The sequence below is a fragment of the Mesorhizobium sp. M7A.F.Ca.CA.002.04.1.1 genome (genome assembly GCF_004022805.1).
Classification (GTDB): domain Bacteria; phylum Pseudomonadota; class Alphaproteobacteria; order Rhizobiales; family Rhizobiaceae; genus Mesorhizobium; species Mesorhizobium ciceri.
The window spans coordinates 1-9,773 of sequence record NZ_RZPL01000147.1 but is presented as its reverse complement, the minus strand read 5'-3'; the positions used below and the strand labels follow the sequence as shown (position 1 = coordinate 9,773).

The window sequence follows — 9,773 nt, the reverse complement described above, 5'->3', positions numbered from 1 at the left end:
CGTTCGGTCCGCTTTGGGGTTGTCATTTTTATACCCTAGTGTAAATTTACACATATGTAAACTTTTGCTGCGTGACCGCCGCATTGCGGCAGCCGCCAATCCCGCGAAGGGTCGACTGTGGCGCATCGGAATTCAAGCGGCTCTATGGGAAGCAATGTGCAAATGGCTGGTAGTCTCAAGGAATTCGGCCTTGGGATCTGGATTGCGGATGGTCCGATCGTCACGGCGGCCGCCGGCTTTCACTATCCCACGCGTATGGCCGTTATCGGATTGTCCGGGGGCGGTTTGTTCATCTGGTCACCGGTAGAGCTCACGAACGAGCTGCGCGCCGATGTGGACGCTCTGGGCGTGGTGCGCTTCCTGATCCCGCCCAATTCGCTTCACCACGTGTTTCTCGCTGACTGGCAGCGCGGCTATCCCGATGCCAAGGTCTATGCGCCACCCGGCCTGCGGGAAAAGCGCCGAGATATCCTCTTCTGCGGCGAGCTCGGCGATACGCCTGCCGCCGACTGGGCGGACGATCTCGACCAGGTCGTCGTGCGCGGCAACAGGATCACCACCGAGATTGTCTTCTTCCACCGCGCAAGCAGGACAGTGTTGTTCACCGATCTGATCCAGCATTTCCACGCCGGATGGTTCAAGGGCTGGCGGGCGCTCGTAGCCCGGCTGGATCTGATGGTGGCCGCAGAGCCCTCAGTGCCGCGAAAATTCCGCGCCGGCTTTACCGACCGGCGCGCCGCGCGTGCCGCTCTTCAACGCATACTGGCATGGCCGGCCGAAAGAGTGCTGATGGCGCACGGCGAACCAGTGACGGAGGACGCTCAAACGTTCATCCGTCGCGCTTTTCGCTGGCTGGTTGGCCGCTGACTTCCTCGGCGGATTTCGGCGCTTCGAGCACACGGCGCAATGCCGGCGCTTCCTGCTGGATATGATCCCACAGCCGGTTCGCGATCGGCCCATGCGGCCGGTCGCGGCGGCGCGCCACCACCAGTTCGTCGGTGCGGCCCGGCAGATGACGGCCGGCAATGGAGTGCAGGCGTCCGTCCTGCAGTTCTTCCTCGATCAGGAAGCGGGGCAGGTGGCCCCAGCCAAGGCCCTGCAGGATGATCTCCTTCTTCATGCCCTGGTCGGCGACGAGGCATTGCGGCGCGCCTTCGATCAGCGAATAGTTTTGTTGTGGCGAATGGCGGGCGCTGTCGCGCATGACGCATTGGGTGAGTGCCTGCATCTGGTCCGGGGTGATCGGCTGCTCGATACGCTGAGGCAGAAAGCCCGGCGCCACCACGGGAATGAAGGACACCTTGCACAAATCGACCCATTCCACCCGCGCATCGCCCTTGTCGACCCAGTGCAGGATCAGGTCGGCTTCGTCGTCGAAGAGACGCTCCCATGGGCCGCCCACCGCTTCGAAATGCAGATGCAGGCGCGTGCCGGGCAACTGTGCGAAGAATCGCCCGAGCATGCCCAGCACCTGCGGGCGCGGGCACAGGTCGCCGATCACCACATGGATCTCGCTTTCCTCACCCATCGCCAACTGGGCGGCATGGACGCGCAAACCGTCCATCTCGCGCAGCAGCGATAGCGCTCGGCGGTGGAACGACAGCCCGGCCTCGGTCGGACGCACGCGATAGCCGCTGCGATCCAAAAGGACGAGGCCGAGCTGTCGCTCCAGCTTGGCGACGGCGGCGAACACCGCGGGGTGCGAGCGATACAGCATGGCCGCCGCAGGCTGAAAACCGCCGGTGCGGACCACCGCATCGAAGCATTGCAGATCGTGCAGGGTGAATTCGGCCATGTCAGTTTTTGTTACAGAGATTGTCTTATCTTTGTAATATCAACAAAATCGCTCCACAGCTAGGCTCTGTCTCGTTCAACGTTCCAGAAGGAATCTTCATCATGAATGAGCTGAATTTCGTCACAACGGGCGATGGCACGCGCATCGCCTACCGCTTCGACGGCGAGGCAAGCAAGCCGGTGCTGGTGCTGTCGAATTCCATCGGCACCACGCTGCACATGTGGGATGGGCAGGTCGGCGAATTGTCGAAGCATTTTCGTGTCCTGCGCTACGATTTTCGCGGCCATGGCGGATCGAGCGTTCCGGTCGGCGCCTATTCGCTGGACCGGCTTGGCCGCGACGTCATCGAGTTGCTCGATGCGCTCGACCTGCAACGCGTACATTTCCTTGGCCTGTCGCTCGGCGGGTTCGTCGCGCAGTGGCTCGGCATCCACGCGCCCGAGCGGATCGACCGGCTGATCCTGAGCAACACCTCGTCGCATCTGGCGCCGGCAAGCTATTTCGACGAGCGGATCGCTGCGGTGCGCCAGGCGCGGGACATGTCGGAAACCGCCGAGACGTTCCTGAGCAACTGGTTCCCCGCGTCGCTGGTTGCCGCCAACGAGCCTGTGGTCGAAGACTTTCGCGCCATGCTGCTGGCTATCGACCGGCAGGGCCTGGCGGGTCTGTTCGCGGCGGTTCGCGACGCGGACCTTCGCCGCACCGTGGCACTGATACCCCGGCCGACGCTGGTGATCGCTGGTCGGCACGACACGGTGACGGCAGCCAGCCACAGCGAGCTGATCGCCGCGACGGTACCCGGCGCGAAGCTGGTTGTGCTGCCTGCGGTCCATCTGTCGAACATCGAATATCCGGCGGAGTTCATCCAGGCTGTCATCGATTTCTGCGCGGAGCCGAGTGCCGCGACGGCAAAGGCATCCGGCACCAGCCCGGCGGTTGCCGAGCGTTCAAAGGACGCTGCGGTTCACAAGGGCGGGCGCCAGCCGGAGCCTGCGTCAATGTGAGCGCCGGGCCGAGCGGAGCCATCTGGCGAGAAGCTTTTCAACGCCTTTCGGAACGATCCCGTCACCTTGCCATTATCAGCACGAAGGCAGGCTCGGACAGGCAAACGCCGTAACCGACCTTAGAGACGGCCGGCGACGCACCACTTTCGGGCGCCGACACGAACACGCCGGAGGAAAGCGATGACTGGACGCAAAACCCACGATCAACAAATTCGCATCATTGAAGAGCGGGAAAACACAAAGAACGCCGGCAAGGATTTTGATGCCGAGGCGGATCTGAAACGATCAGCGGCGGAACGCGAAGCACTGCGCAAGGGAGCGGACATGAGGACCGATACACCGGACCTCGTCGATCCAGACGACCGCAACATGCTTCGCGGCAAGAATCAGGAAAGCGCCCATCACAAGAACCGTGCCGACGACTAAAGCGCGTCACGGACCAGCAACGCTCCTGGAACATTCGTCATAGATTGGAGGCAGCCCATGGCACACGGCAGCAAGAAGCACATCGGAGCAGGTTCACAAGGAAAGGGTTCCGGCACAGGCGCCATGACCGTGACGCCAAAAGACAAGCTCGAAGAAAACAAGGTTCTGTCCAATCGCGACAAGGCACAGCATTCCAAAGAACGCGGTTTGGACTCCAGGCAGGTCGCGACCGAGCAGCATCAGGATCATGCCGCCAACCGTTTGCGGGACTGACGCCCGACAGGGGCGCCAGCCTCGGCCTGGCTGTCCGGGGAGCCGCCAGATTCGTGCCATCTCTATTTGACACCGAGGCTTTCGGGCCAGAGCGCCTGGATTTCCTTCGGCAGCGCATCGCGCACCTTAGCCGATTGGCCAAGATCAATATGCCGTGCAAGAACTCGGAACACCGAGCGTGCTGCATCCTCGGGATCGACGGGGCGGATCGATTTCAATTCCTCGCCGATGTGCTGCGAGAAGTTTTCCAGGGAGCGCGTTTTGTCCGGCTCGGCTGCGGGCCGGTAGTGGTCGTAATAGGCGCCGCGCACCAGGAGCGGCAGTTCCGCCCCAAGTTTGGCCGCAAGCCCGATCTGCAGCCTGTCCCTTACGGTCCGCAGGACCGCGCCCAATATGTGCCATGCAATTCGCCGATCCGGACCATGATCGTCCATGATCTCGTCGAGCCAGATGTTGGTTGTCTGCAGCGTCCTGTCAAAGACATCCAAACCGGTAGCGCTCATCATCGCCTCCTCATCAAATTCATGTCTGGTTTCGAAACGATGCTCAGGGACAATCGTTTCGCTATCTGTCGACAAAATTGGCTCGGCCTGTGATCCGGCTCTGCCCCGGGATCCACGGTAGCGGTCTTGGTTGCGCCGGAACCCCTTCCGAAGCAGTTCGTTCCTGGGTGGGCGGCTTTGAGGAGCTGGTTGCGCGTCCTGCAACGGGTTTTTTGCGATGCCTGCAAGGAAGACAAAAACCACTGAAGGCGAGAACCGACAGCAACTCCTGCAGATGATGACGACGGAGCATTTGGTGCTGGGGACCGCCAGGGCGGCGACTATTCAGGAGGCGAATCAGCGCGCAAATTTGTTCCTGACTTCGGTATCCAGCGCCACGATCGCCCTTGCTTTCGTGGCCCAGGTGACGAGGATGGGGCTTCCTTTCATGCTGTTCAGCCTGATCCTGTTGCCGTGCCTCTACTTCATTGGGCTGGTGACATTCGTCAGGGCTGTGCAGGTGGCCATCGAAGACATGGTCCACGCCCGCGGCATGGCACGCATCAGGCACTGCTACACCGAGCTCACCCCTTCGATGGCGCGCTATCTGGTTCACTCCACCCCCAAACGGCTCTGCTGGCCGATGTCGGCCTCAAGCCAAGGCCCTGGCAAGCGTTCGCCGGAACCGCAGGGATGGTGAATGTCGTCAACGGTGCCATCGCCGGTGTCTTTGCCGGCGTGATGCTCAAGGTTGTCGTTGGCTCGATGGTCAGTCTCGCCGTGACTGTCGGCATTCTAGCTTTTGCGGTGAGCAACTGGTGCCTGTGGCAACATCACAGGCGCAGTTGGGCAAGCGCGGAACACAAGCTGAAGGTGCTGTTTCCAAACGTGCCGGACAGCGACGGCGAGGCGCGGATCGGATAACCCGTTCGAGAGGGGCAGGAGCATCAACTCGCGCTAGGCGGAAACCTCAAGCACGATCTTGCCACGCACATGCTCATTTTCCAGCCGTTCTTCCGCTTTGGCGACCTCTCCAAGCGGGTAGGTGGCTTGCACGAAGGGGGTGACCTTGCCGGCCTCGATGAGGCGGCCGATCTCGGCAAGATGCGCCGCATTCGGCTCGGCCAGGTAGGAGACGCCACGCGCCCGACGCAAGTTTGCCTTTTCCTGCGACGGTTGGGAAAGCGTGGAAACGAGCGTCCCGCCAGGCTTGAGCACCTCCCAGGAGCGCTCCTGCGTGTCGCCCGCGACAAGATCGAACACCAGGTCGACCGCATCGACGACCTCTTCGAAACGCTGATTCTTGTAGTCGACCGTCTGATCGGCGCCAAGCTCACGCACGAAAACGACGTCCTCGGCGGAAACGGTTGTCGCGACGAACGCGCCCGCGGCCTTGGCCAGCTGGATCGCCAGATGACCGACGCCGCCGGCGCCGCCATGGATGAGAACCCGTTGTCCGGATTTGAGGCCGCCATGATCGAAAAGGCCTTGCCATGCGGTGATGCCGGCAAGCGGCACCGCCGCGGCTTCGACATGGCTTAGACGATCCGGTTTGGCAGCCGCCTCCGTCGCCTTGACCACGACATATTCGGCATTGCCGCCCCGGTCATGACCAAGCATCGCAAACAACGGGTCGCCCTTCTTCAACGTATGCGCCCGCGTACCGCATATTTCCACCGTGCCGGATACGTCGCGCCCGAGCGTGACCGGCAGGGTCTCGCTCACCGACCCTTCGCGGGTCTTGTAGTCGATCGGATTGACGCTTGCGGCGCGGACCCTGAGCACAACCTCGTCGTCAAGGGGCTGAGGCGAGGGGACCTGATCGATCGAAAGAACCTCAGGTCCGCCAAAAGCGTGGATGCGGATTGCTTTCATGTCGGCATACCTCCTGTTGTCTGGCTTTCGGCGACGCTGTCTGCAGGGCTGTCGTCAGCGGCTGTGCAGCCGAGGTTGCGGCGGCAGGCACGCTGGCCTCCCGGCGGGCCACCGTCAGATGATTTTCCACCATCATCGGCGACCCAGCGGGATGCCAATTTGTCGGCGGCCAATCCGTCACGATCAGGCCGCCGCAAGGACGCCCAGTCCTGCTAGGCCGTAGACTGCGTCGGCGGGTTCTGGTTCATCATCCACAGCTCGATCGCAGCCAGAACCGCGACCAGAACGCCGATTACAACATGCACGCCCATGGCTGTGGTTGCCTGGAATCCAAGCACCCAGGGAGACACGACTACCCAAAGACCCACAACGAGGTTCAGCCATTCCTCCCAGACAGCAAAGGCGAAGAGGGCGGCAACCGAAAGCACGACAATCACGATGCCGCTGCCCATGGCATTCTGGGACTGTGTCCCTGCCGCGAAGGCGAATATCCATGGAGAGAAGAAGAGAATTGCTCCGAGGACCAGATTTGCTACGTCACAGAGCTTGGCATTTGACCATTGGTTCATGATTTTCTCCATCAAGCGTGCTCTCCACGCTTCCGAAGCTCAATCGGCGGCCTTGAAACCGTCGGTCACATGGCGGCAAGGCTACAACCAGACTTGCTGGCTTTCTAACTGGAGAGCAGGCCGTTGGTTCCAACCAATCGGCCTGGCACGGCACCGGGAACTCTCCTCGCCAGGAGCATTCAGCCACTCCCGATCCGTTCGCGACATACAACGCGGCGGGAAGATGCGAGGCGCAGGCGATTACCCATGTGATCGCCTCTCGATCATAGTCGTCACCCGGAGCGCCAGTCCTCGAAGAAGACGTTCAATGTAAGCGTGATGTGTTCGCGTTCTGGCAGCCTTCTGTGCCGCTTCCTTCCTGCCGCGGGTACCCTTGGTCCGCACTGCCTTGCGCGCGGCGGCGGAACGACCGGATGCGCCTTTCGTTTCGGCGGCCTTCTCGGCGGCGGCCGCCCGCGCCATGGGCGCGCGTTGTCTCTGGGGACCAACGCGCCGAGGTTACAAATGAACCTATCCCAGCCTTTGGCTTGCCGACATCGACGACGCGCGGGGAGTCAGACGCTGGCAAACCTCGGAGATCGGGATCGATACCGGTTCACGACGGGTTGCTGATCAATGCGCATGGTTCGCATGCCGAAGCGGACGTCACGGCTGCGTGCAAATCGGCACTGGCTGCGGCGGCGGTGCCGGATGATCCTTCCTGTATTGGGCGATGATCGGCTCGAGGGTCTTTCGCGGCCAGAATTTCGGTGTGCCGATTTCCTTCAGGCAGGACGCGTTCCAATAGGCGCCCGGCTGTGAATGGTTGGCTGCGACCGCGGCGATGTCGCGCGATTCCGGGTAGATGTAGAGCGTCGTCGGATTGTCCTTGACCATCGGGATAATCTGCTGCGCATCCGCCGGCGACCAACTGGTGCAGCCATTGCTGCGGCCGCCGGCATAATCCACCAGCTTGCCGAACGGTACGAAGCCGTCATGGTCGGCATGCGAGCTGTTCGGATTTTTGCGCAGGCACAGGCCGTGCAGCACCTGGGCCGCGTGGCCGCCGATCACCCGCTGCCTGGCGTTCGCGGCTTCGCCTTCGCCGTCGAACTGGATGAAGGTGCGCTGGAAAGCCACGTCCCGTTTCGCACCAGTGCGGTAATAACCCTTGAACGAGGTTTTCGCCTCGCGGGTCATATAGGCGCCGCCGGCCGTCAACGATGAATCCATCGCATTGCCGAAGTTCCTAGCGCACCGCTTGCCATTCGAAAAATCGACGACGCCCTTCAGATTCCGCCCGCTGCCATGACCCGACGAAATCGCGCGGAAGGACTCGCTGGCCTCGCAGATGACGTAGTAGCGGCGGCCGAGCACGCCATTGCCCAGATCGCTGGGGCGTGTCGCATCCATGGCGAAGTAGCAGGGGTTCTTGACGGCCCCTTGGGCGACCTTCTTCCGATAAAGCGCGCGGGCTCGTTCGAGGACAATTTGTGAGATCTGGCCCTCGCTGTTGCCGACATGAGCCTGCAACCAGGCCGGAACGTCAGATGATGCGGCAAAGGATCGAGCCGACACCGTCACGGCGATGACGGCGACGAAAAAGCTGGCGACGACGCCCAGACAAACAGATCTCAACCGCACCGGATCAATTCTCCTGTCGAAGCGAATGGCGATTTCTTGCGGTATTGCCGCGAGAATCGATCATAGATGGCCTCGCATTATCAGGCGAAACACATCTTGTTTAGCGCGCCCGCATGAAGATCCGCAAAGCAGGTCGACGCATGCAACGGCCCTACGCCGACATGCTGGCTCCAGGCTTGCGGCGGACGTCTTCGTATCCTTGAAGCAGGGCAACGAACTCGGGTTGGCGGGTTCCTTCGAGCTCGTCGGCGCGTTGGCTGACGGAGCATCAAACGAAAAACCCGCCTGTGCGGCGGGCCATCGGCGCAAATCAGCACCATGGACAAATATGTACCATAGCTGAGTGCAGGGAGTCAAGAAAAAATTCCTATCGCGAAAAGCCGCGGGTTCGGAACCTGATCTCTCGAGTTCCGCGATTTTCGATACGCAGGGATTGAGCTATCATCTGATTCTGGCGTGGCTCACGCCTCCTCCCTCCGCCGGGAAAGCATCATCCATGCAGGGCTCTCTCATCACCGAACCAACTGTTCGAGCGCTTGGCATAAGGAGGGGTTGCGAAAACGGCTCGCACCAGGAGGTTTGTCATGAAGCTGTCCGCGCCCATCTATCATCTGAAGCGTCAAGCCAGGCTGTTGTCCCGCGAGGCCAAAATTCCGCTCCACGAAGCGCTTGACCGTGTTGCAGTACGGGAAGGCTTCGCCAGTTGGAGCCTGCTTGCGGCCAAGGCAGCCGGGGCGGCGCCTGCCGGCACACTGTTTGCGCAACTTGCGCCCGGCGATCTGGTCCTGGTGGGTGCACGACCCGGCCACGGCAAGACGCTGATGAGTCTCGAACTGGCAATCGAAGCCATGAAGTCCGGCAGTCGGGGCGTGTTCTTCACGCTGGAGTATACGCAGCGGGATGTGCTCGACCGATTTCGAGCCATCGGGGCAGACCCGGTGCAGTTCAACGACCGGTTCGTGTTCGACAATTCCGACGCCATCAGCGCCGACTACATCGTCAAGGCATTGGGCTCGGCGCCGCGCGGCACGCTGGTGGTGATCGACTACCTGCAACTGCTCGACCAAAAGCGGCAAAATCCGGAGCTGATGGCGCAGGTTCGCACGCTGAAAGCGTTTGCCGGCGACAGGGGATTGATCCTCGTCTTCATCTCGCAGATCGACCGGTCCTACGACCCGGCGCAGAAGCCGGTTCCCGATATCGGCGATGTGCGGTTGCCGAACCCTCTGGATCTGTCGCTGTTCAACAAGACCTGCTTCCTGAACAAGGGCGAGATCCGGTTCCACGCGGCAGGCTGACGATCGGGTCAGCCAAGCCTTCATTGGGCGGCTGCTACCAAGTTCAGCTCAACCGATGCCGGATTGTGCTGCGCGCGCAACGTTTCGGCCGCCTGGCGAACCACTTCGGATATAAGCATCAGCTGTTTGGCGATCGGGCTTGTCTTGCGCCAGATCATGCCGATCGTCCGCGACGGTTGGGGGTTGGCAAAGTGGGCGACAGACACCGCCGCCGAGCGCGTCTCCACCGGCACGGCCATTTCGGGAATCAAGGTGACGCCGACACCGGCGCCGACCATCTGCACCAGGGTCGACAGCGAGCTGCCGTCCAGCAACTCCCTTGGCCGCGCCGAATGCATGTTGCAGAACGACAGCGCCTGGTCGCGAAAACAATGGCCTTCCTCCAGCAGGAGCAGCCGCATCTCGCGCAGCATTTCGCGGTTGGGGAC

13 protein-coding genes are annotated in these 9,773 nt (G+C 61.7%); 7 read left to right on the top strand and 6 right to left on the bottom strand.

Features of this window, described 5'->3' with window-relative positions:
- Nucleotides 1–162 precede the first annotated feature (162 nt).
- Entirely contained in the window at nucleotides 163–867 is a 705-nt protein-coding gene (locus tag ENZ75_RS10555; protein ID WP_024504113.1) for a DUF4336 domain-containing protein, read from the top strand.
- Here the strand turns inward: ENZ75_RS10555 and ENZ75_RS10550 are convergent.
- Nucleotides 830–1,795, bottom strand: coding sequence for a LysR family transcriptional regulator (locus ENZ75_RS10550; RefSeq protein ID WP_013530130.1), 966 nt, complete (start codon nucleotides 1,793–1,795; stop codon nucleotides 830–832). The genes ENZ75_RS10555 and ENZ75_RS10550 overlap by 38 nt on opposite strands.
- Nucleotides 1,796–1,896: 101 nt before the next feature.
- Between ENZ75_RS10550 and ENZ75_RS10545 the strand changes: the two genes are divergently transcribed.
- The 3 genes from ENZ75_RS10545 (at nucleotide 1,897) to ENZ75_RS10535 (ending at nucleotide 3,498) form a co-directional block, all read left to right on the top strand.
- Complete coding sequence (locus tag ENZ75_RS10545) at nucleotides 1,897–2,799, top strand: alpha/beta fold hydrolase (protein ID WP_063168783.1); 903 nt, start codon at nucleotides 1,897–1,899, stop codon at nucleotides 2,797–2,799.
- Between the two features lie 180 nt (nucleotides 2,800–2,979).
- Entirely contained in the window at nucleotides 2,980–3,225 is a 246-nt protein-coding gene (locus tag ENZ75_RS10540) for a hypothetical protein (RefSeq protein WP_013530132.1), read from the top strand.
- A gap of 57 nt (nucleotides 3,226–3,282) precedes the next feature.
- Nucleotides 3,283–3,498, top strand: coding sequence for a hypothetical protein (locus ENZ75_RS10535; RefSeq protein WP_063168782.1), 216 nt, complete (start codon nucleotides 3,283–3,285; stop codon nucleotides 3,496–3,498).
- Nucleotides 3,499–3,560: 62 nt separating this feature from the next.
- Here the strand turns inward: ENZ75_RS10535 and ENZ75_RS10530 are convergent, their stop codons facing one another.
- On the bottom strand, nucleotides 3,561–4,001 hold the full coding sequence (locus ENZ75_RS10530) for a DUF2267 domain-containing protein (RefSeq protein WP_013530134.1): 441 nt from the start codon (nucleotides 3,999–4,001) through the stop codon (nucleotides 3,561–3,563).
- Nucleotides 4,002–4,218: 217 nt separating this feature from the next.
- Here ENZ75_RS10530 and ENZ75_RS10525 point away from each other — a divergent pair, with 217 nt between their 5' ends.
- A complete protein-coding gene (locus ENZ75_RS10525) occupies nucleotides 4,219–4,680 on the top strand; it encodes a hypothetical protein (protein ID WP_244514337.1) in 462 nt (153 codons plus the stop codon).
- The gene (locus ENZ75_RS35065; protein ID WP_244514335.1) at nucleotides 4,674–4,904 is read left to right on the top strand and encodes a hypothetical protein; all 231 of its coding nucleotides are present in this window, start codon (nucleotides 4,674–4,676) and stop codon (nucleotides 4,902–4,904) included. Before ENZ75_RS10525 ends, ENZ75_RS35065 begins: the two co-directional genes overlap by 7 nt.
- A gap of 33 nt (nucleotides 4,905–4,937) precedes the next feature.
- Here ENZ75_RS35065 and ENZ75_RS10520 read toward each other — a convergent pair whose 3' ends face one another.
- The 3 genes from ENZ75_RS10520 to ENZ75_RS10505 form a co-directional block, all read right to left on the bottom strand.
- Nucleotides 4,938–5,855 (bottom strand): NADP-dependent oxidoreductase, encoded by a 918-nt coding sequence (locus ENZ75_RS10520; protein WP_013530136.1) that lies wholly within the window; start codon nucleotides 5,853–5,855, stop codon nucleotides 4,938–4,940.
- A 212-nt stretch (nucleotides 5,856–6,067) separates the two neighbouring features.
- The gene (locus ENZ75_RS10515; RefSeq protein WP_027162069.1) at nucleotides 6,068–6,424 is read right to left on the bottom strand and encodes an SPW repeat protein; all 357 of its coding nucleotides are present in this window, start codon (nucleotides 6,422–6,424) and stop codon (nucleotides 6,068–6,070) included.
- 645 nt (nucleotides 6,425–7,069) lie between these two features.
- Complete coding sequence (locus ENZ75_RS10505; RefSeq protein ID WP_063168781.1) at nucleotides 7,070–8,047, bottom strand: hypothetical protein; 978 nt, start codon at nucleotides 8,045–8,047, stop codon at nucleotides 7,070–7,072.
- 584 nt (nucleotides 8,048–8,631) lie between these two features.
- Between ENZ75_RS10505 and ENZ75_RS10500 the strand changes: the two genes are divergently transcribed.
- Nucleotides 8,632–9,345 carry a DNA helicase gene (locus ENZ75_RS10500; RefSeq protein ID WP_013530139.1) on the top strand — a complete coding sequence of 238 codons (714 nt, stop codon included), beginning with the start codon at nucleotides 8,632–8,634 and terminating at the stop codon, nucleotides 9,343–9,345.
- A gap of 20 nt (nucleotides 9,346–9,365) precedes the next feature.
- Here ENZ75_RS10500 and ENZ75_RS10495 read toward each other — a convergent pair.
- Nucleotides 9,366–9,773: LysR substrate-binding domain-containing protein (locus tag ENZ75_RS10495; RefSeq protein WP_245481145.1), on the bottom strand; the 408-nt coding region annotated here is incomplete at its 5' end.

Coding starts and splice junctions, on each gene's coding strand:
- ENZ75_RS10535 (WP_063168782.1), top strand. CDS start 3,283: ATGGCACACGGCAGCAAGAAGCACATCGGAGCAGGTTCACAAGGAAAG.
- ENZ75_RS35065 (WP_244514335.1), top strand. CDS start 4,674: ATGGTGAATGTCGTCAACGGTGCCATCGCCGGTGTCTTTGCCGGCGTG.
- ENZ75_RS10545 (WP_063168783.1), top strand. CDS start 1,897: ATGAATGAGCTGAATTTCGTCACAACGGGCGATGGCACGCGCATCGCC.
- ENZ75_RS10540 (WP_013530132.1), top strand. CDS start 2,980: ATGACTGGACGCAAAACCCACGATCAACAAATTCGCATCATTGAAGAG.
- ENZ75_RS10525 (WP_244514337.1), top strand. CDS start 4,219: ATGCCTGCAAGGAAGACAAAAACCACTGAAGGCGAGAACCGACAGCAA.
- ENZ75_RS10555 (WP_024504113.1), top strand. CDS start 163: ATGGCTGGTAGTCTCAAGGAATTCGGCCTTGGGATCTGGATTGCGGAT.
- ENZ75_RS10515 (WP_027162069.1), bottom strand. CDS start 6,424: ATGAACCAATGGTCAAATGCCAAGCTCTGTGACGTAGCAAATCTGGTC.
- ENZ75_RS10530 (WP_013530134.1), bottom strand. CDS start 4,001: ATGAGCGCTACCGGTTTGGATGTCTTTGACAGGACGCTGCAGACAACC.
- ENZ75_RS10520 (WP_013530136.1), bottom strand. CDS start 5,855: ATGAAAGCAATCCGCATCCACGCTTTTGGCGGACCTGAGGTTCTTTCG.
- ENZ75_RS10550 (WP_013530130.1), bottom strand. CDS start 1,795: ATGGCCGAATTCACCCTGCACGATCTGCAATGCTTCGATGCGGTGGTC.
- ENZ75_RS10500 (WP_013530139.1), top strand. CDS start 8,632: ATGAAGCTGTCCGCGCCCATCTATCATCTGAAGCGTCAAGCCAGGCTG.